The sequence below is a fragment of the Treponema sp. UBA7567 genome, assembly GCF_002476655.1.
In the GTDB taxonomy this organism is placed as follows: domain Bacteria; phylum Spirochaetota; class Spirochaetia; order Treponematales; family Treponemataceae; genus Treponema_D.
Genome location: NZ_DLLH01000024.1, coordinates 1 through 19,442, shown reverse-complemented (window position 1 = coordinate 19,442; position 19,442 = coordinate 1). Strand labels below are relative to the sequence as shown.

Here is a 19,442-nt window from a genome sequence, read left to right as displayed (position 1 = left end):
GTGCCAGCCCGCCTTTTGGCCCCTTTTTCGCGCGCTGTGCTCCTGCCTTTTGTTGTCTTGCAGCTTTTTATGGGTGGAATTGACAAAGAAGAGTTATTTCTTTATGATGTTTCTATAAACAGAAACAAAAAAATAACTGGAGAAATATACATGTACGAAGAATCTATTGACGGTTTTTTTGGTGATTACGGCGGGAAATATATTCCTGAAATTTTACATTCGGCGATTGACGAACTTGATTCGGCTTTTAATTTTTATATTCACGACAAGGATTTTTTAGAAGAACTGAACATTTTGCGTCGCGATTATATTGGCCGCGAAACTCCGCTTATGTTTGCTGAACGCACTACTGAACTTTTGGGTGGCGGAAAAATTTTCATAAAACTCGAAGGCTTGGCAAATACTGGCGCTCACAAAATTAACAATGCTATTGGTCAGGTTTTGCTTGCAAAAAAAATGGGAAAAAAGCGGATTATTGCAGAAACAGGCGCAGGGCAGCATGGAGTCGCAACAGCCGCAGCCTGTGCAAAACTTGGAATGCAGTGCGTAATTTATCAGGGAGAAGTCGATGTTCGCCGTCAGCAGCCAAATGTGGCTTCAATGGAGCTTTACGGTGCGAAAGTTGTTGCCGTAAAAACAGGCTCTCGCACTTTAAAGGACGCTGTAAATGAAGCTATGCGCGACTGGGCTACTAATTTTGAAACTACACATTACTGTCTTGGTTCTGCCTTGGGACCAGCTCCTTTCCCTGACATGGTTCGCACTTTTCAATCCATAATCGGCGAAGAAGTAAAAAAACAGTGTGCAGAGCGCAATATCCAGATTGATTCTCTTGTTGCCTGTGTCGGCGGCGGTTCTAATGCTTCTGGATTTTTTGCCCCATTCTTTAAGGACGAAAAAATCAAACTTTATGGTGCGGAAGGTGGTGGAAGTGGACCGGAAATTGGAAACAACGCAAGCCGCATGGTTGGAAATTCTGCGCGCGACGGAATTATGCAAGGTTTTAAAAGCCGTTTTTTGATAGATGCCGACGGCCAATCTCAAAAAACAAGTTCGATTTCTGCGGGACTTGACTACCTTGGAATCAGTCCTCAGCTTGCAATGCTTGGAAAAACCGGCCGAATCACTTTTGAAGCAATCCGCGACAATGAAGCTCTCGAAGCCGTTAATTTTTTTGCAAAAAACGAAGGAATCCTTATGGCTCTCGAAAGTTCACACGCGGCGGCTTATGCAATGAAACTTGCGCCTAAAGTTCCAAAAGACAAGGCGATTGTCATAAATATGTCAGGACGAGGCGACAAGGACGTTTTTATTACAAGCCCTGTTTTCCGTCCTGAAGAATGGAAAGAGTTTCTAAAAAGCGAATTAAAGCGTCTTGAAGAAAATAAAGATGTTCACGAAAAATATTAAAATTTGGGCGTTCTGACAGCCGCAAAAAGCGGCTGTCAGCCGGGCTTTTCGGGGTTCCGCGCCTAACCGCGCTTCATTCGCGTTGCGAACGGCTTCGCCGCCCCTACAATCCCTAACGCAGGTTTTGCAGATTCAATCACCAAAATTAAGGAAAAAAATTATGATAAAATTGATGTCGCACTTAGTTGCAAATTATCCAAATCCTGAAATTTCTTTTGCTGCCGCTGAAGCTCTCGTAAAAGGCGGAGCCGACTTTTTGGAAATTCAGCTGCCGTTTTCTGATCCAAGTGCAGACGGTCCTGTAATTCAAAACGCATGTTCAACTGTTCTTGCAAACGGAGCAACAACACAAAACGGCTTGGATTTTATCGCAAAATTGCATAAAAGCTTTCCAAATGTAAAAATTGCAATAATGTCTTATGCTTCCCTGATTTTTACTCCTGGTGTTGATAATTTTTGCCGGAGAGCAAGCGAGGTTGGCGTAAATGCAATGATTATTCCAGACTTGCCGTTTGACTGCGACGAAGGTCTTTCTGTTGCCTGCAAAAAATACGGAATGGAAAATATTCCTGTTGCGGCTCCAAGCATGACGGACGAACGCCTTCAAAAAATGCTGGACTTTGGTTTTAAGACGATTTATGCGGCTTTGCGTGCAGGAATTACTGGAATGGACACAAAAGTCGACTCTCATACAGTTGAATTCTTAAAAAAATTAAAACGTCAAAATAAAAGCGGTTTTGTTCCGGAAATTTACGGTGGATTTGGAATTCACGGAAAAGAGCAGGCACAGGCAATAGCGCCTTATGTCGAAGGAGTCGTAGCAGGCTCAGTTTTTGTCCGCCTTATAGATTCTGCAGCCGGCGACAAAAAAGTTCTGCAGGACACAATTTGCGCAAAAGCAAAGGAAATAAAAGGCCTTTAGTTTATATCAGACCAAGTAAGTAACAAAACTCTGTTCAGAACCTTGTTTTTTGGACAGAGTTTTTTTTATTTACAAATCGTTTTGATTAGTCGATTGAATTTACCGGTTTGTTTTCTTTTAGCCATAAAATGCGCTGGTTGCTGCTCCCGCGGTAATTTAAGGTTATGTCTTTTAATTCCTGTTTAAATGGTCCGTCCACGAGAACATCGATGCAGTCGAGCATGCGGTCTGTTACTTCGCAGTGCTTGCGTCCATCGGAAGGTTTTAAATCTATGTCGTAAATGTAGCCGCTATAGCACCAGATTGTTTTTTTTGGGAATATTGCACGGACTTTTTCCAAAAATGGCGCAAGGACGCGCTGATTTTCTTCTTCAAAAGGCTCACCGCCAAGAACGGTAAGCCCTTGAATATATTCTGGCTTTAGGGCTTCGAGAATTTCTTCTTCTGTTTTTTGAGTAAATTCCTGGCCGTAGTTAAAATTCCACGTCATCTGATTAAAGCAGCCTGGACATTTATTTCTGCAGCCGCTTACAAACAGGCTTACTCTAACTCCAAGCCCGTTTGCAATGTCGATTTTTTTTATTTCGCCGTAGTACATTTTTTACAGATGCAAAACGCGCTCTTTAATTTCTTGCGTGCGTCCCTGATTCCAGTATTGTGTTCCGATGTAGCCACAGGTTCGGCGGGCAACATTCATTTTTGTCTGATCTGTGTTTCCGCAGTTTGGACATTGCCAAACCAATTTTCCGTCAGCATCTGCGACAACCCGAATTTCGCCAGTGTAACCGCATTTTTGGCAGCAGTCGGATTTTGTGTTCAGTTCAGCATACATTATGTTTTCGTAAATATGCTTGAGCAGAGCGATTACAGCAGGAATATTGTTTTCCATATTTGGAACTTCGACATAACTTACAGCGCCGCCTGGAGAAAGCTCCTGGAACTGGCTTTCAAATGTGAGTTTTGCGAATGCATCAACCTGTTCAGTCACATGCACGTGATAAGAATTTGTAATGTAGTTTTTGTCTGTTACGCCTTCAATTTCGCCAAAACGACGTTTTAAGCATTTTGCAAATTTGTAAGTTGTTGACTCGAGAGGAGTCCCGTAGAGCGAGAATGCAATGTTTGTCTGGTCGCGCCATTCGGCACATTTTGTGTTCATGTAGCGCATTATTTTTAAGGCAAAAGGAGTTGCTTCTGGATCTGTATGAGGTTTTCCAGTCATGTATTTTGTACATTCGCAAAGTCCTGCGTATCCGAGAGAAATAGTTGAATATCCGCCGTACAAAAGCTTGTTTATTACTTCGCCTTTTTCAAGACGCGCAAGAGCGCCATTTTGCCACAAAATCGGGGCAACATCGCTCGGAGTATTCAACAGCCTGTTATGACGGGCCATAAGAGCTCTGAAGCACAACTGAAGGCGTTCGTCAAAAATCTTCCAGAAAGCGTCCATATTTCCGCCAGATGAGCATGCTACATCGACAAGGTTGATTGTTACAACGCCCTGATTAAAACGGCCGTAGAATTTTGGTCTGTTTGTTTGAGGATCGTGGTAAACAGTAAGGAACGAACGGCATCCCATGCAAGGATAACAGTTTCCGTCTTTGAGTTCCATCATCTTTTTTTCGGAAATATAATCTGGTACAAGGCGGCGCGCTGTACATTTTGCAGCCAGTTCTGTCAAATAAAAATATTTTCCGCCTTCAGAAATATTGTCAGATTCAAGAACATAAATCAGTTTAGGAAATGCTGGAGTAACCCAGAAACCTGCCTCGTTTTTAACGCCCTGAAAACGCTGCTTTAAAACTTCCTCAATAATGAGCGCAAGGTCGGACTTTGTCTGTTCGTCTTTAACTTCGTTCAAATACATAAAGACCGTAACAAAAGGGCTTTGGCCGTTTGTCGTCATCAGTGTTACAACCTGATACTGAATCATCTGAACACCACGGGTAATTTCGTCCTTAAGGCGCATTTCTACAATTTCCTTAAACTGTTCCGGGTTGTAGTGCAGACCTGTTTTTTCGGCAATTAAGTTCATTTCGCGGATAATCTTTTTGCGGCTTACATCAACAAAAGGAGCGAGATGTGCGAGCGAAATTGACTGGCCTCCGTATTGGCTCGAAGCAACCTGAGCAATAATCTGAGTTGCAATGTTGCAAGCTGTAGAAAAAGAATGAGGCTTGTCGATTCTTGTGCCGGAAATAACAGTTCCGTTTTGGAGCATGTCTTCCAGGTTTACAAGGTCGCAGTTGTGCATGTGCTGGGCAAAATAGTCAGCATCGTGAAAGTGAATAATGCCTTCGTTGTGCGCCTGTACAATGTCTTCGTCGAGCAAAAATCGTTTTGTAATATCTTTAGAAACTTCTCCAGCCATGTAATCGCGCTGAACCGAAACAACAGTCGAGTTTTTATTTGAATTTTCCTGCTTAACTTCTTCGTTCTGGCATTCAAGCAGCGAAAGAATCTGCTTGTCGGTCGTGTTTGCCTTGCGCATAAGTTCGTGCTGGTAACGATAAGTAATATATTTTTTTGCAATATCAAAAGCGCCAGCCTTCATAATTTCTTTTTCGACCATGTCCTGAATAGCTTCGACGTTCATTTCGTGATTTTCAGAAGCGCAGGCATTTTCGATATTTTCTGCGATAGATTTAATTTGATTGTCAGAAAGCTGGTCGCTGAGCGGAACTTCGGCATTTGCCTTCGAAATTGCCGTTATGATTTTTTTTATGTCAAAAATAACTTCCACGCCATTTCTTTTGATAATCTTCATTTTATAGTTTTCCTCCGAAAAATATTTTAAGAATTTTTAGAAAATCACTTGACAAATTGAAAAATATGGTAGTGTCAAAAATGATAAAAAAGCCCCAAAAAACGCTATATTTAGTGTTTTTGGAGCGCTTAAATAATATATATCGGACATAAAAAAACTTCAATCGCAAACCGCTAAATTTGCATAAAAAAGTTTTTTAATCGGGCGGCTTTTTGCTGCGCAAAAAACGGGCTCTCCAGGGCTACGGCTTTTGCCTCCGGTATTTTTGCAGGCAAAAACACACGCTTCGCGTCCCTTCCGATCCCTGCCGCAAGCCCTGAATATATAAAAAAATCTGTCCTTTTACACAGTTTACGCGAATTGGTATAATTTATTTCTATAAATAAATACAAAAAACTGAGGCTTTTAATGATTAAACTTGTGGCTTTTTTAGGAAATTATGGCAGCGAGTACGAAAAAACTCGGCACAATGTTGCCTGGCAGTTTGCTGCGCAGCTTCCTTTTTACAACAGATTGAACTTTCAGAATAAATTTAAAGGCGACTATGCTGTTATAGAAACTTCTGTGCTCGCACATTGGTTTGCAGAAACAGGAATGTATTCTAAAAAAGACGGTTCTGACCCGATTGTGCCGGAAGGCTCTCCAGATAAAATCTACTTTTTAAAACCGCTTACTTATATGAATTTGAGCGGAGAAAGCGTTGGAGAACTTGCCCGGTTTTATAAAATTCTTCCGGAAGAAATTTTAGTTGTTCACGATGAGCTTGAGCTTCCTTTGGGAACTGTCAGCTTAAAATGGAGCGGCGGTCTTGGAGGGCACAACGGCCTTCGTTCAATGAAGTCTGCTTTTGGAACTGCCGATTTCTGGCGGTTGCGTTTTGGACTTACAAAACCTCAAAACCGCGACATTGCCGACTACGTGCTTTCTAATTTTACGGCAGACGAGCAGATAATTCTTGCTCAGGAATTTGCACAGACAAATGAAATGTTTGCAAAATTTTTGCTTTCCACGGACGAAAACCAGCAGCGTATTTTGCAGGGCTGGAGCAAACGAAAACTGATTTAAGGGGGCTTGGGGGAATTTTCCCCCAGGAGAAGGGGTAGCGGAAAACGCGGCAATTTTGCCGTGGTTGCAGCGCAGGGGAAGGCTTTCCCCTCCTGTCTTTTCTGATTTTTTCATTAGACAATAAGCGGGAATTTTTATATATTTTAAGTATGGCTAAATTTATTGATGAAGACGAAAAAAAAGAAAAAAAAGTTTCTGCAGACGCTTTTGCTGAGAAACTTTTAAAAACTCGCCAGATTGTTGTCAGCGGCGAAGTGAACGAAGAACTGGTTGAAAAAATTGTAAAGCAGCTTCTTGTTCTTGAAGCAGATTCTGATAAACCGATTTATCTTTACATTGATTCTCCAGGAGGCTCAATCGACGACGGTTTTGGACTTTACGATATGATTCGCTTTATAAATGCTCCTGTTTATACAATTGGAATGGGACTTATTGCGAGCATGGGTGTAACCTTGTTTTTGTCTGTTCCAAAAGAAAGACGCTTTAGTTTGCCGAACAGCCATTTTTTGATTCATCAGCCTTTGATGGGCGGAAGCCGCGGTGTTGCAACTGATATTGAGATTACTGCTCTGGAAATTTCAAAATCGCGCGAAACTCTTACAAAATTGATTGCAGAAGCGACTGGAAAAGATTTTGAAACTGTAAAAAAAGATACAGAACGAGATCATTGGCTTACTGCTCAGGAAGCGGCGGATTATGGCATTGTCGGAACTATTGTTTCGAGCCGCAAAGAGTTGCCCGAAGCATAAATTTTGTGTTATATTAGGGCAATCAACATAAAAAAGGGTAATCGATGTTTTTTGAATTAACTGATTCTTTGTGCACAGACATTTTGTTCGCCATGGAAAATCAGCAGCAAAATTTTGGTTTGGATGCGAAAAATTCCAGGATTGTTCAGTGTGAGCCAGAATCGGTTGATGAGGAAAATATTTATTCGCTGCCGTTGTGGACTAGTGCCGACGGCTACAGTTTGCTTGAAAATTTTATTGCAAAGTACAAAGGCATAAAGGCTTGCGGCGAACTTAAACAGATTTTACTTGAAGGACGGGGGGTTTTCAGAAATTTTAAAAATACATTAAAAAAGTATCCTGAAGCGGACAGAAGATTTCATTCTTTTAAGAACAAAGAAATGAAAAAAATGGTTTGCGAATGGTACAACGCACTGCGGGAGTCGTGGGGGCTGGAAACTTTAGAGCAAGACTTTTACGAATATGATGATCTGGTTCTTGAAGACTTTGCTTTCCGGACATTTTCTGCGGATATGGACAGCGGAAATGTTGCTTTTTTAGCAAGTGCTTTTTTTGAAGAATTAAAAATTCAATTTTCAGGTGAACTTGGTTCAGCTATTTCTTTACAACTAAAAGATCAGTTTGATTCAATCAACGCTCTGACTAAAAACTGTACTGGCGGTTTTTTTTNNCGTACTTTGTCGGACGAGTTTGCCGGTTGTGTTTTATATTCGGGTTTGTCCAGTAAAAAGGTTGCATTTTTAAACGCCCTTTTTGTAAATCAGAATTACCGTGGGCTTGGAATTGCCAGAGAGCTTTTATCAAGAAGCATTTCCACTTTAACCGAAGACGGAATTCAATTTTTTATAATTAACAATTCATTTGTGCCAAAAATGCTAAAATCAACATTGACCGATTTAGGTTTTGAAGAAAAAGATTTTGCTTTTGTGGCTGAATTGAACTAAAGCCTATTTAATTTAAGGCATTTTTTTTAGGAGTATCAAAATGGCTTTTAACAGACGTGAAACTGAACTTAACATGGATCAGGTAGCTGCTTTTTTGAAAAACGCAGTTTCTAAAGTAGAATCAAATCCGGAATATTACGAAGAACTTAAAAAAGTTTTTAAGAAAAATGTTCCTCTTACAAGACGCTCTTATGTTGCCGCTTTTCTTTTGCAGGCTTCAAAAGGCGCAATCTACCGCTTTAATCCGAACAGGACAGCACGCGAAAATTTCCGTGAACGCCGTGAGGAAAATCGTCGCAACCGCTACGAAGAAAGAAAAGAACGTCAGGAAAATTCTGAGAGCGAGCCAAAAGAACGCAGTCCTCGTGTAGAAATCGCACCAGAAAATGCTGCGACAGTTTTTGTAAGCATTGGACGCAACCGTCATGTATTTGCACGCGATCTTCTTGGTCTTTTTATCAACGAAGCTGGAATTGAACGCGAACGCATCGGAAATATCAAAGTTCTTGCAAATTATTCTTTTGTTGAGCTTTTCAAAGAAGATGCAGACAAGGCAATTTCTGCGCTCAACGATTTTGACTGGCGCGGCCGCAAACTTTCTGTTAGTTATTCTGAAAAGAAAGATGCCGCTGAATTTTCTGAAAAAGAAAGCGAACCTGCAGAAGAATACATTAACAATGAAAGAGTTCCAAATGTAGAAAACAAGTCTGCGCCGATTGTTGACAGTTTTACCGCTTCAAATTCGGATACTGTTGCTCAGCAGGCTGCTTTTGCAAAAGAAATGGAAAAAGCGCCAATTGAAATGACAGACGAAGAAATCATGGCTCTCCGCAAGCCTCGCTCAAGTTCTTCTGCTGATCTGTAAAATTTAAATGGCATTGAGTTTTTGAAAATTTTGATTTTTAAGAGCTCAATGCTTTTTTTTTGCGAATTTGTTTTTTTTGCAGAGGCTTTTTATGGTAAAAATTTTAAGAACGGGTCCGCTCGGTGTAAATTCCATGGTTGTAGATCTTTGTGAAAATAAGGTTTTTATCGTAGATCCCGCCAGCTGCGAATATTGCGGAGATAAAACCGTAATTTCTGATTATTTAAAAGAAAACAAAAAAGAGCCGGTCGCACTTGTTTTAACTCACGGTCATTTTGACCATGTTGCCGGGCTTCCTGTTTTGAAAGAATTTTATCCGAATATTCCTATTTTAATTCACAATGCTGATTCTCAAATGATTGGCAAGGACGCTTCTAAAATTCAAAAAGAAGAACTTGATGCAATCGGGTTTTCTGATTTTTTAAGCGCGGTAAAAAATCTTCCTTCTGCCGACTGTTTTTTGGAAGATAATAAAACACTTTTTGACTGTATGGAACATTTTTCCGGCGGACTTTCGAAAAAAGTAAAAGATTCTCTTAAAAACTGGAAAATTCTTCATACACCAGGACACACGATGGGAAGTGTCTGCCTTTACAACGAATCCGAAAAATTGCTTTTGAGTGGCGATACTGTTTTTTACGGAAGTTATGGACGGACAGACCTTGGCGGAAACGAAGTTTTGATGATGCAGAGCCTTAAAAAGTTAAAGCAGGACGTAGACGGAAAGACTTTGGTTTATCCTGGACACGATTATTGTGGCTTTAAAATGGATGATTTTTTCTTCTAAGTTTTGTTTTGCAGAAAAATTTCAAAATCAAAGCTCAAAAAATTCATATTTTATGTTTTCTTTTGTGACTGTCAAAACTGCGTAGCTTTTTTTTGAATTTTTTCTTGGTAATGAAATACTTCCGGGATTTAAAAGCAGAATATCTTTTGAAAGTTTGGCAAATGGCACGTGTGTATGGCCGAAAAGTCCTGCGTCAAATTTGTTTTTTTCAAGATAATCGAGCAATTCCTGTGTTGAATAATAAACTCCAAAAAAATGTCCATGTGTTACAAAAAATTTTTTGTGTGCAACCGTAAAGCTGGCATCTTCTGGAATTTGTAAAATTTGCGGTTTATCTGTAAAAATTTTGTAATAAGGCGAATCTCCATTTCCGCGGACAAAAATTACATTTTCTGGCAAAATTTTGTGTTCTGGAGGAGAGTTAAAGTCTTCTTCCATAATTGTTATTAAATCTAGCATTCCGTCGCCTGTAAAAACTAGGGCATCGCAGGTATTTTTTTGAGATTCCAGAACAGAGCGCAAATTTTTTGTTTGACCGTGGCTGTCCGAAATAACTAGAATTTTTGCAGTTTCTTTGTTTGCGAGATTTTTTGTTTTTTCTTGAATTAGGGGCATCAGTTAAAAATAAAATGATTTGCGGCTTTTAATCCGGATTCATAATCTGTGTAATTTGAAACCTGTTTTTGTTTCCCGACAATTTTTTGCACAACTTGAATTAAATTTTTATTGATTTCAAGCGGGGCGCGAAGTTTTAGCATTTCATCGATTGCATTTAAAAGCATTGAACTTGTGTCAAAATCTGGAATGTTTGCAGTTTGCTCCATTTCGAGAGAATTTTGCTTTGGAGTATAGTCGAGGACAAAATCTGCCGTCGATTCGGAACCGAGCGTGTCGTCTTGTTGAAAAAATGAAAAAACTGGATATGAACGTTTAAAAACTTTTTCGTTTTTGTTTTCTTCCTGCTGTTTTATAGAAAGGTCTTCGAGTCTTGCAAGTGCGTTGCAAAGTCCTTCTGGAGCGCCAAATGTTATTATTCCTGCAAGATTTTTGTCTTCAAGTTTTGAATAAATTGAACTGATTCTTGGTTTTCCTGCAACTAAAAAATCTTCCGGATAAACCAAAATTGTTATTAAAGCTTCCGTTTCGTCAGTTTTGACACCGTAATTTATGTTCAAAAGCTGCTTTATTTTTTCGACAGTTTGCAAATCGTTGTAGCTGTGTCCTAAAACTACGGCAATTGTTTTGCCGGAAAGATATTCTTTTGTCTGTTCGTCCAAACTGTTTATTTTGACGGCAGTTTTCTGTTCTTCGGTTTGAATTTCTTCTGTAGCCGCTGGCTGTGTTTTTTGTTCTTTTGTGCAACTTGTAAATCCTGCTGCACAAACAGCAAAGAACGCGCTTATAAAAACTACGTTCTTTGAGATTTTTTTAAATTTTATCTGATTCATTTATTCTTTTATCGTAATATTTATAAGGAGATTTGAGCGTTTTGATGAATTTTGATTGGTTGGATCATAACTTTCTAGTTTGCCGATGTTTTCCGACATTTTTTTCAAATTTTCTTTTGGTGAAGTAGAAGAATTTTCTGTATAAGAAGATTTAGTGTGTTTTCTTACGATAACTGCTCCTGATTGACCTCTAGAAATTGATTCAGAATTGTTTTCTTCAATTTCAATGTCATCATCTTCTGTAGCTGCAATTTCCGGTTGCTGTGGCTGAGAAGATTTCCATGCTGTAGTTTCGCCTTCGTAACCGATAATTTCTGTTCCGCCGTAAATGTTTTTTACACTGAATTCAGTTCCGCGGACAGAAGCGGTTGCAACTGGTGAGCGAACTGTAAAACCAATTCTGCGGTCTTCTGTTTTTTTTACGTTTGACCTTAGAGAACCTGTGTCTAAGAAAAGTTTTGTTTCGTCCTTGTCTTTTTTTTCGGCGAGTTGCTCAACTGTTATTCGGCTCATTGGCGAAACTGTTACTGTCGAATTTTTTATTTTAATAATAAGTTCCGACTTAAAACCTGTCTGAATAACATCGCCGCGGCTTACAGAATTTCCTGTTTTAAGCGCAGTCCATATTCCTGCGCGCTGAACTTCTGTTTTTCCTTTTGCAGAAACGACTGTTGCTTCAAATGGGGCAGAAAAAGCACAAACAGAACCAAAAAGTGTTAAACAAATAAATGCAAACGTTTTTACTGTTTTTTTCATTTTGTTTCCTCCATAATTTAGAATGTAAGAATTGCTTTCAACGAAATCGACGTTTTGTTGTTGTCAGAGCTGTCTTTGTCAAAGAATTGTGAAAGTTCTGCGCCTGCAAACAAATCGCTTAAAATCTGCCAGTTTGCAAGTGCTTTGTATTGAAAGCCAGAATATTTGTTTTTATTTTTGTTTGTGTTAAAAACCGCATCTGCATTTGCCGCAACAAGAAGATTTTTTACAGGCTTTATTGAAGCAGAAAGCCCGGCTTTAAGGATTCCGGAAAATTCTGGTTCTTCGAGCGAATTTACAGCAGTTGAACTTGTAATTGCAGAAAAAGCGTTTACCGAAGAATCTTTGTCTTTTTCTTCTCCTGTAGTGTATACAGCGTTGAAAGAAAATTGTGTATCTTTAAAGCCTGGATAAAAATAAATTCTTGCTTTTGAAAGGTTCGCAATTTTGAATTTTTGGTCGTCGTATTTAGAGAATTCGATAGCTGCCGTCAAATCGTAAAAAAGCCCGTTTAAAACAGAAACCGGACCTTCGAGTTTTCCTTCTGCAAAAAGCCTGTTGTAATTTTTCCCTTCAAGCCGGCATGCATTTAAAACTTCGGCAGAAAACGTCTGTTCACCAAAAAAAGACGGCAATTCAACTTTTAAACCTGCAATAAGATATTTAGCGCATAAATCGTAGATTTTGTCTTCGTCGGCGATATAGTCAAAGTCGTTTAGAGTGATAAACTGGGAATTTAAAAGACCTGTGTAAAAACCGTAGGCGCTGGCTTTTATTCCAGGAAGTTGAAATTGAACTTCCGCCCCATCTCCGCTCTGATTATATATAATGGAAGAAATGTCTGAATAATAAAAACGTCCAACGTTGAATATAAAATTTTGCTTATAAAAAACAAACTGCGCGTTGTCAAGATTTATTGCATTTGTTGAATCTTTTTTGTCGGCATCATATTCGTGCTGAAAACGTCCCTGTACAAAAAAATAATTTTTTGTGTCTTGAAAAGGAACCTGTCCCCAAATCGAGGCATAGTTTTTTTGATTGAGTTTTAGGCCATCGTTAGAAAAAGTATCCTCAAATTTTGAATTATTTCCAAGGCTTCCGCCAAAATCGAATGCAGAAAGCGAAATTGCTGCAAAAAAAGCGGATACTGTAAGAATCGATTTTTTCATATTTACTCCCGATACAAAATGTCTTTTTGCAGTTTTTATTCTTGCGAAAGGCAGGCATTAAAAATTGCAATTACATCCCGGCCGTTTACTTTTTGCGATGGATCTGAGTTTTCTGGTAAAATTTCTTTTGCCTGAAGTTCTTTAAAGGCGTAATGCGGATTTGAAAAAAGCGTATAAAAAATTCCGCCTTTTAAATTTGCAAGTTTTGCAAAAATAAAGGAAAGTTCTGAGAGTGTAACAGGTGATGATGAAGAAATTTCTTTTTTTAATGGAAAATTTTCTTTTAGAACATCGAACGATTCTTCGTAAGACGCGTTTTCATCAATTTTTTCCGAATAAACTCCGTAAAGATACGCTACTTGACCGTAAGTTGCAGTTTTTGAGTTGATGAGTTCTGTTAATTTTTCGGAATTTTGAGCAGCTGCAGAAAAAGAAAGCAATGCAGCAATCAGCAGCAACAGACTTTTTTTCATATTTCCTCCGAGATTGAAACTATTTATATGATTTGAAAAGAGAATTGAAATTTAACTATATAAAATCATAACATGTGTTATACTTTTTGTCATAATGAGAGATAAACTTTCTAAAAATTTGTTAAAAAAGTCGATTGATAAAATTGCGGTTTTTCTCGTAATTTTACTTTGTGCTTGTGCTGGATTTTTTGGATTTTTTCAAAAATTTGATTACAGGCTTTACGATTTTATGCTTTCGCTTAGAAAAGAACCTAAAAGCCGGCAAGAAATTCTTTTTGTTGAAATTGACAATAAGTCGCTCGAAGATTTAGGGCCATGGCCGTGGAGCCGCGATATTCTTGCAAATTCTCTTTTAAGAATGAAGGAACTCGGCGCAAAAACAGCAGTTTTCGATATTGAATATCTTTCTCCTTCTCATCTTGGTGTAAATCCTCAAGCCTCTGTCGAAATTGGAAATGCCCTCGATTCTCAAAAAAAAGATGTTTCGGATTTTATAAGCCAGTTTGCTGATGCTGCCGTAAGCGGAATGTACGGAAAAAAGGACTTGATTCAACTTGCATCTGACGCGATTGAAGATTGGGTTAATCCGGAATTTGATTCTCTAAAAGAAAGCATCTTGAATTCGAGTTTTCAAGACAACGATGAGCTTTTTGCAAAGGCGATTCAATTTTTTGGAGATACTTGGCTTACGGTCAATATTTTGGATTTGGATATAAAATATTCTCCTGAATATCTGGAATATGTCCGAAAAAAATGCCTTTATTTTAATGTTCAGGACAAAAAACAACGGATTTTAAAAGGAAATCAGTATTATTTGATTGACCAGGGCGGAGACAACAGACTTGGATTTTGTCCAGCTCTTGAGCAGTTTATGAAAGGCGCAAAGGGCGCAGGTTTTACAAATGTTGTTTTGGACAGCGATGGAACGAGAAGACGCGTTGAGCTTTTGAGCCGTCAAAATGATGGGTATATCGGACAGTTGACTTTTGCTCCAATTCTAAAAAAACTTGATCCGAAAGAACTTATAAGAATGCCGTTTTCTCTAAAATTGATAGATGCAAAGAATCCTGACAACGAAGCTGAGCGGATAAATATTACGATTCCTTTGGATGCTCATGGACGTATGCTGATAAACTGGCTCAACAAAGAATTTATCGATTCTTTCCGCCGGGAAAGCGTTGTAATGCTTTACCAGTTGGACGAAACTGAATCAAAAATAGTTTCGCTTTTGGAAACCTTGAATGGATTCAATTTATGGGACGCACAGGGAAAGCCGCTTTCCTATAAAGAAGAAGTTTCTGGACTTTTAAACGATTACAATTACATAAAGCAGTATAAAACTTTTCTTTTGCAAAAATGCCGCGGTTTTGCGGAAGACGGAAAGGCAATCGATGGCGGAATTTTGCCAGAAGAATACACTGATTATTTTGACGCGCGGCAAACTTTTTTTGAGCGTGTAAGAAATTTTATTGACGGTTTTTATTTTGAAGAGATAAATTCCCGTCTTGACGAAATGAAAAATGAACTTGATGAGCAGAATTATATAGACATAAAAGATGAAATTAAAATTCTTTACGAAAATCTGAAGAATGAAGACGAAATCTATCATGGAACTTTTAACGAAAAGAAAAAAGCCTATGACGGTTCATTTTGTATTGTCGGAAATACTGCAAGTTCTACGACAGATTTAGGAACAACGCCTTTTAACCGCGCTTATCCGAATGTTGGAACTCACGCAAATGTTTACAACACGATTATGAACCAGGATTTTGTCCGGGAAATTCACTGGCTCCTAGGTTTTGCCATAGCTTCTCTTCTTGCATTTTTGTCAGTTGTTTACACCGGCGGAAAAAAAGCCTGGATTCAGAATATGTTTGGAATTTTTACTGTAATAATTTCTGTCGGCTTGCCGTTTGGATTGATGGGCTTTTGGGGACTTTATGTTCCTGTTGTTGCGCCTGTGGTTGTAACAAGTTTTTCTTATCTGCTTGTTGTTGTCCTGCGTTTTGTTACGGCAGAAAAAGACAAAGGCGTGCTCAGAAATGCTTTTTCGACTTACCTTGCCCCTGCTGTTGTTGAAGAAATTGTAAAAGATCCTTCAAAATTAAAACTCGGTGGCGACGAAAAGAGAATGACAGCGTTATTTTCTGACATAAAGTCTTTTTCGGCTTTTTCGGAACTTGTAACGCCTACAAAGCTTGTAAGCATTTTGAATGAATATCTTGGAAGCATGTCGGACAGAATTCTTGCAGAGCAGGGAACAATCGACAAATATATCGGCGATTCAATCGTAAGTTTTTTTGGCGCTCCGATTGATTTAAAGAATCCTGCATGGAATGCTTGTGTTTCTGCAATTAGAATGAAGCAGGAAGAAACTCTTTTTAACAGGCGTGCTTTGGCAGATGGAACAATTCCTAGGGCATTGGAAACAAGAATCGGTATAAACAGCGGAGAAATGGTTGTCGGCAATATGGGAACAAGCGCAAAAATGAATTATACGATTATGGGCGACGCTGTAAACCTTGCAAGCCGTCTTGAAGGCGTAAATAAAGTATATAAATCATGGATTTTGTGCAGCGATGCAACCTGGAAAGAAGCAAATTCCGGCGAAAATTTTGACAAAATCCTTGCAAGAAAACTCGACAGAGTACGCGTTGTCGGCAGGGCGGAGCCTGTTCAGCTTTGGAATATTTTGGGCTTTAAAGAAGAACTTCCTGAAAATGTTCTTGAAGCGGCAGAAATTTTTAAGAATGCAATGGAGCTCTATCTTAAAAGAGACTTTATAAAAGCAGGAAAACTTTTTATAAAGGCAAATAAATTTGTTCCAGAAGATGAAACTCCTTTGGTTTACGCTCAGCGCTGTAAAGAATATCTTGAAAACGGGTTGAGCGTAAACTGGGACGGAATTGTTAATATGACTTCAAAATAGCAGCTTACGCCGGATGCGGAGGGCTTTTGTTGCTGGACAGGCTGGGCTTTTGCGCAGCCCGTCCGGCAATGGAGCGAAGGCGGAACCCGGAGCAGCCGGTTTTTGAGGACATAAGCATTTTTGTGCAAAATTTGCTGCTAAAATGCGGCCTGCCGTCCAAATTTTAAAATTATTCGAGAACTAAATCTACGGTCTGGGCGTCTGTGGCTTTTACTAAATCGGCTGGCGAAATTACAATTTGCTGTCCGCGGACTCCGGCGCTTATGTAGATTTTTTCAAAATTAAGGGCAGTCTGATCGATAAATGTCGGAAACTTTTTTTTCATGCCAAGAGGTGAACAGCCTCCGCGAATGTAGCCTGTTAAAGCGAGAAGCTCGTCGGGTTTGACAGTGGTGATTTCTTTTGAGGCGGATGCGTTGCGGGCTTTTTTCAGGTTGATTTCGTGAAGCGCGCTTTGGCAAAAAACGAAAATTTGCTTGGATTCGTTTCGCATTACGATTGTCTTAAAACAGGCGGCTGGATTTATTCCGAGTTTTGCCGCGATATTTTCGGTGGCTCCTCGGCTGAGCTCGTGTTCGCCGTCGTCTTCGTAGCTTAAGGTTTCGTATTTGATTTTGAGACCGTCAAGGATTCTCATTGCGTTTGTTTTTTTCATGATTTTTTATATTATCTACAATTTTTTTAAATTTATAGTCTTTTTGCGAAAAATTTATTATCTTTAATAGGAAGATTTTTTAATAAGAAGTTTTTTTTGGAGGATATTATGGCTAAGGCAAAAACACCAATCACGCTGCTTTGCGGTTATCTTGGTGCTGGAAAAACGACTCTTTTAAATCAGGTTCTTTCTAATCAGAAAGGTTATAAGGTTGCAGTGATTGTAAACGATATTGGCGAAGTGAATGTTGATGCAAAATTGATTGCCGATGGAGCAAAAATCACCGACACTTCGGACATTGTTCCTCTTACGAACGGCTGTATCTGCTGTACTTTAAAATCTCAGCTTTCGCAGAATATTGAGAATCTCATAAAATCTGGAAAATACGATTATGTTATGATCGAGGCTTCTGGCGTTTGTGAGCCAATGCCGATTGCTCAGGAACTCGAAACTATAAAAAACGGCGTTTTGGACAATGTTGTCGGAGTTGTTGATGCTGCCCGTCTGGTTGATGAATTTGCCGGCGGAAACAAACTTCTCGACAAAAAAGACATGGGCGAAGAAGACATTGAATCGCTTTTGGTTCAGCAGATTGAATTCTGTTCAACTCTCGTAATCAACAAAAAAGACCTTGTTACTGAAGACGAATTTAAAAAAGTCCGCAAGGTTATTGAAACTCTGCATCCTGGCGTAAAAATTATCGAAACTGACCATGGCAAGGTTGATGTTGCAGAAATCCTTTCGACACATTCATTCGACTTTGAAACAGTTTATGCCGCTGCCGGCTGGTGCAAACATCTGGAAGAAGATGAAGTTGAAGAAGACGAGCATGAGCGCGAAGAGCATGAACATGAACACGAAGAAGACCATGATCACGAGCATGAACATGGCCATGAGCATCATCACCACGAGCACAAGCACGATGGAGATTCCGGGGCAGACGAAGACGAATACGGAATCGGAACATTCATTTACTTCCGCCGTAAGCCGTTTGACCGCCAGAAACTTGATGAGTTTGCGGCAAAATGGCCAAGAAATATTATCCGCTGCAAAGGTTTGATGTGGTTTGCAGACGAACCGGAAATGGCCTGGGTTTTTGAAACAAGCGGAAGACAGATTCAGGCAGGCTATTCTGGACAGTGGATTGCCGCTGCTCCTGCAAAAGAACAGAAAAAAATCCTTGCACAGAACCCGGAAATTCAAAAAGAATGGGACGAAACTGTCGGCGACAGAATGATAAAGCTCTGCATTATCGGACAAAAACTTGACAAAAAGGCAATTTCTGCCGAGTTGGACAAGTGCCTTGCCGAATAGCAAATTTTTCTAAAAAACAGCAAAAAAAAATGAATGCCGTCTGAATTTTTTTTGAATTTTGGACGGCATTTTTTTGTTTAAAATCAAATTTTGCACAAAATAAAACTTAACTTAACAACCGGCTGCTTCGGGTTTCGCTTTCGCTGCATTGTTGAAACGGTTGTGCAAAAGCACAACTGTTTCAACAACTAAAGCCCTCCGCATCCGGCGTAAGATTTTGTAAGTTTGTTCTGAATTATCCAAATATTTTTCCAGCTAAAAAATCATAAAAGTTGTTTACAAGAAAAATCAGGAATCTTGCGTCACAAAGATTTCCGCTATGGAAAAAAGGACTGCTTTTCCGCTGATAATCGTCCGGTCTTTTTCTGTTCGGCAGTAGAGAATTCCGCCTCGGCTTGAAGCTTGGTATGCTGTAAGATTTATTTTTTTTAATTTTTCTGTCCAAAGTGGAATAATATGGCAGTGTGCCCTTCCGCAAACAGGGTCTTCTGCAACGTTGCATTTGGGAGCGAACGACCTTGTTATGCAGTCGAATTCTTTTCCTCGTGCAGTTACATGGAAGCAAACGCCTTCAAGTTCCTGAATTATTTTAAAATTTGGTTTTATGTTTCGGACTTCTTCTTCGTTTTTTAGCACGCATACAATATCCGCTCCAATATATGCTTCTTGCGGCTTTGTTCCGATTGCGTTTATTATTTTTTGTGTTATAGGAATCGGCTTCAGCTTAAATGATGGAAAATTTAACGTAAGAAATTCACTGTTTTTTGTTACAGAAAGAAGACCGCTTAAAGTGTCAAATATTATTTCTGTTGTTTCCGGTTCAAAAAATCTTGTAATTATAAATGCTGTTGCAAGAGTTGCATGGCCACAAAGCTCAACTTCTCCTCCAGGGGTGAACCACCGCAACTTATAAAGTCCCTTTTTTTTGTCTTTTACGGCAAATGCAGTTTCTGAAAGATTGTTTTCAACTGCGATTTTTTGCATAAGTTTTTCGTCAATCCAGTTTTCCATTATGCAGACTGCCGCAGGATTCCCTTTAAAAATTTCGTCCGTAAATGCGTCAACGACATATTGTTTCATTTTGTTCCTCCAATAATAAGAAAGTTTGCAACGCAAACTTTTAAGGATAAAAACAGACGCCATTTCCGGCTGTTTTTATCATGCCTCCTTTAAGACAGTATGGCTGAAA

At 39.2% G+C, this 19,442-nt stretch carries 18 protein-coding genes; 9 read left to right on the top strand and 9 right to left on the bottom strand.

Annotation, left to right across the window (positions count from 1 at the left end):
* The first annotated feature begins 150 nt into the window (after positions 1-150).
* Complete coding sequence (gene trpB / locus B3Y13_RS02630) at positions 151-1,410, top strand: tryptophan synthase subunit beta (RefSeq protein ID WP_296692540.1); 1,260 nt, start codon at positions 151-153, stop codon at positions 1,408-1,410.
* Between the two features lie 82 nt (positions 1,411-1,492).
* Positions 1,493-2,332, top strand: a complete 840-nt coding sequence (gene trpA, locus B3Y13_RS02625; protein ID WP_349675716.1) for a tryptophan synthase subunit alpha — start codon at positions 1,493-1,495, stop codon at positions 2,330-2,332.
* Between the two features lie 85 nt (positions 2,333-2,417).
* On the opposite strand, the gene nrdG is transcribed toward trpA, so the two are convergent.
* Complete coding sequence (gene nrdG, locus B3Y13_RS02620) at positions 2,418-2,930, bottom strand: anaerobic ribonucleoside-triphosphate reductase activating protein (RefSeq protein ID WP_296668827.1); 513 nt, start codon at positions 2,928-2,930, stop codon at positions 2,418-2,420.
* A 3-nt stretch (positions 2,931-2,933) separates the two neighbouring features.
* Entirely contained in the window at positions 2,934-5,099 is a 2,166-nt protein-coding gene (gene nrdD, locus B3Y13_RS02615; protein WP_296692538.1) for an anaerobic ribonucleoside-triphosphate reductase, read from the bottom strand.
* 408 nt (positions 5,100-5,507) lie between these two features.
* Between nrdD and pth the strand changes: the two genes are divergently transcribed.
* The 5 genes from pth to B3Y13_RS02590 all read left to right on the top strand — a co-directional run bounded on the left by pth (position 5,508) and on the right by B3Y13_RS02590 (position 9,509).
* Positions 5,508-6,164, top strand: a complete 657-nt coding sequence (pth, locus tag B3Y13_RS02610; protein WP_296022940.1) for an aminoacyl-tRNA hydrolase — start codon at positions 5,508-5,510, stop codon at positions 6,162-6,164.
* A 149-nt stretch (positions 6,165-6,313) separates the two neighbouring features.
* Entirely contained in the window at positions 6,314-6,913 is a 600-nt protein-coding gene (locus B3Y13_RS02605) for an ATP-dependent Clp protease proteolytic subunit (protein ID WP_296692536.1), read from the top strand.
* A 44-nt stretch (positions 6,914-6,957) separates the two neighbouring features.
* Positions 6,958-7,857, top strand: coding sequence for a GNAT family N-acetyltransferase (locus tag B3Y13_RS02600; protein ID WP_296692535.1), 900 nt, complete (start codon positions 6,958-6,960; stop codon positions 7,855-7,857).
* Positions 7,858-7,897: 40 nt separating this feature from the next.
* Entirely contained in the window at positions 7,898-8,722 is an 825-nt protein-coding gene (locus B3Y13_RS02595) for a DbpA RNA binding domain-containing protein (RefSeq protein ID WP_296022946.1), read from the top strand.
* A gap of 91 nt (positions 8,723-8,813) precedes the next feature.
* Complete coding sequence (locus B3Y13_RS02590; protein ID WP_296668822.1) at positions 8,814-9,509, top strand: MBL fold metallo-hydrolase; 696 nt, start codon at positions 8,814-8,816, stop codon at positions 9,507-9,509.
* A 27-nt stretch (positions 9,510-9,536) separates the two neighbouring features.
* Here the strand turns inward: B3Y13_RS02590 and B3Y13_RS02585 are convergent, their stop codons facing one another.
* The 5 genes from B3Y13_RS02585 to B3Y13_RS02565 are packed head-to-tail and all read right to left on the bottom strand — an operon-like array spanning position 9,537 to position 13,355.
* The gene (locus B3Y13_RS02585) at positions 9,537-10,124 is read right to left on the bottom strand and encodes a metallophosphoesterase (protein ID WP_296692533.1); all 588 of its coding nucleotides are present in this window, start codon (positions 10,122-10,124) and stop codon (positions 9,537-9,539) included.
* Complete coding sequence (locus B3Y13_RS02580) at positions 10,124-10,957, bottom strand: hypothetical protein (protein ID WP_296022954.1); 834 nt, start codon at positions 10,955-10,957, stop codon at positions 10,124-10,126. The genes B3Y13_RS02585 and B3Y13_RS02580 overlap by 1 nt, the downstream gene beginning before the upstream one ends.
* Positions 10,958-11,713 (bottom strand): FecR family protein, encoded by a 756-nt coding sequence (locus tag B3Y13_RS02575; RefSeq protein ID WP_296668818.1) that lies wholly within the window; start codon positions 11,711-11,713, stop codon positions 10,958-10,960.
* A gap of 17 nt (positions 11,714-11,730) precedes the next feature.
* A complete protein-coding gene (locus B3Y13_RS02570) occupies positions 11,731-12,882 on the bottom strand; it encodes a hypothetical protein (protein WP_296668817.1) in 1,152 nt (383 codons plus the stop codon).
* Positions 12,883-12,917: 35 nt separating this feature from the next.
* The gene (locus tag B3Y13_RS02565) at positions 12,918-13,355 is read right to left on the bottom strand and encodes a hypothetical protein (protein ID WP_296022959.1); all 438 of its coding nucleotides are present in this window, start codon (positions 13,353-13,355) and stop codon (positions 12,918-12,920) included.
* Between the two features lie 94 nt (positions 13,356-13,449).
* Here B3Y13_RS02565 and B3Y13_RS02560 point away from each other — a divergent pair, with 94 nt between their 5' ends.
* The gene (locus tag B3Y13_RS02560; protein ID WP_296692529.1) at positions 13,450-16,284 is read left to right on the top strand and encodes a CHASE2 domain-containing protein; all 2,835 of its coding nucleotides are present in this window, start codon (positions 13,450-13,452) and stop codon (positions 16,282-16,284) included.
* 169 nt (positions 16,285-16,453) lie between these two features.
* Here B3Y13_RS02560 and ybaK read toward each other — a convergent pair whose 3' ends face one another.
* The gene (gene ybaK / locus B3Y13_RS02555; protein WP_296668811.1) at positions 16,454-16,939 is read right to left on the bottom strand and encodes a Cys-tRNA(Pro) deacylase; all 486 of its coding nucleotides are present in this window, start codon (positions 16,937-16,939) and stop codon (positions 16,454-16,456) included.
* Positions 16,940-17,047: 108 nt separating this feature from the next.
* Here ybaK and B3Y13_RS02550 point away from each other — a divergent pair, with 108 nt between their 5' ends.
* The gene (locus B3Y13_RS02550; protein ID WP_296692526.1) at positions 17,048-18,253 is read left to right on the top strand and encodes a CobW family GTP-binding protein; all 1,206 of its coding nucleotides are present in this window, start codon (positions 17,048-17,050) and stop codon (positions 18,251-18,253) included.
* A 288-nt stretch (positions 18,254-18,541) separates the two neighbouring features.
* On the opposite strand, the gene B3Y13_RS02545 is transcribed toward B3Y13_RS02550, so the two are convergent.
* The gene (locus tag B3Y13_RS02545; protein WP_296022977.1) at positions 18,542-19,333 is read right to left on the bottom strand and encodes a PhzF family phenazine biosynthesis protein; all 792 of its coding nucleotides are present in this window, start codon (positions 19,331-19,333) and stop codon (positions 18,542-18,544) included.
* Positions 19,334-19,442: the final 109 nt, after the last annotated feature.

Excerpts from the sequence above, each read along its gene's own strand:
- B3Y13_RS02585 (WP_296692533.1), bottom strand. The coding sequence starts at position 10,124 with ATGCCCCTAATTCAAGAAAAAACAAAAAATCTCGCAAACAAAGAAACT.
- trpB (WP_296692540.1), top strand. The coding sequence starts at position 151 with ATGTACGAAGAATCTATTGACGGTTTTTTTGGTGATTACGGCGGGAAA.
- B3Y13_RS02560 (WP_296692529.1), top strand. The coding sequence starts at position 13,450 with ATGAGAGATAAACTTTCTAAAAATTTGTTAAAAAAGTCGATTGATAAA.
- B3Y13_RS02550 (WP_296692526.1), top strand. The coding sequence starts at position 17,048 with ATGGCTAAGGCAAAAACACCAATCACGCTGCTTTGCGGTTATCTTGGT.
- B3Y13_RS02565 (WP_296022959.1), bottom strand. The coding sequence starts at position 13,355 with ATGAAAAAAAGTCTGTTGCTGCTGATTGCTGCATTGCTTTCTTTTTCT.
- nrdG (WP_296668827.1), bottom strand. The coding sequence starts at position 2,930 with ATGTACTACGGCGAAATAAAAAAAATCGACATTGCAAACGGGCTTGGA.
- B3Y13_RS02580 (WP_296022954.1), bottom strand. The coding sequence starts at position 10,957 with ATGAATCAGATAAAATTTAAAAAAATCTCAAAGAACGTAGTTTTTATA.
- pth (WP_296022940.1), top strand. The coding sequence starts at position 5,508 with ATGATTAAACTTGTGGCTTTTTTAGGAAATTATGGCAGCGAGTACGAA.
- B3Y13_RS02545 (WP_296022977.1), bottom strand. The coding sequence starts at position 19,333 with ATGAAACAATATGTCGTTGACGCATTTACGGACGAAATTTTTAAAGGG.
- B3Y13_RS02605 (WP_296692536.1), top strand. The coding sequence starts at position 6,314 with ATGGCTAAATTTATTGATGAAGACGAAAAAAAAGAAAAAAAAGTTTCT.
- B3Y13_RS02575 (WP_296668818.1), bottom strand. The coding sequence starts at position 11,713 with ATGAAAAAAACAGTAAAAACGTTTGCATTTATTTGTTTAACACTTTTT.
- ybaK (WP_296668811.1), bottom strand. The coding sequence starts at position 16,939 with ATGAAAAAAACAAACGCAATGAGAATCCTTGACGGTCTCAAAATCAAA.
- B3Y13_RS02590 (WP_296668822.1), top strand. The coding sequence starts at position 8,814 with ATGGTAAAAATTTTAAGAACGGGTCCGCTCGGTGTAAATTCCATGGTT.
- nrdD (WP_296692538.1), bottom strand. The coding sequence starts at position 5,099 with ATGAAGATTATCAAAAGAAATGGCGTGGAAGTTATTTTTGACATAAAA.
- B3Y13_RS02570 (WP_296668817.1), bottom strand. The coding sequence starts at position 12,882 with ATGAAAAAATCGATTCTTACAGTATCCGCTTTTTTTGCAGCAATTTCG.
- B3Y13_RS02595 (WP_296022946.1), top strand. The coding sequence starts at position 7,898 with ATGGCTTTTAACAGACGTGAAACTGAACTTAACATGGATCAGGTAGCT.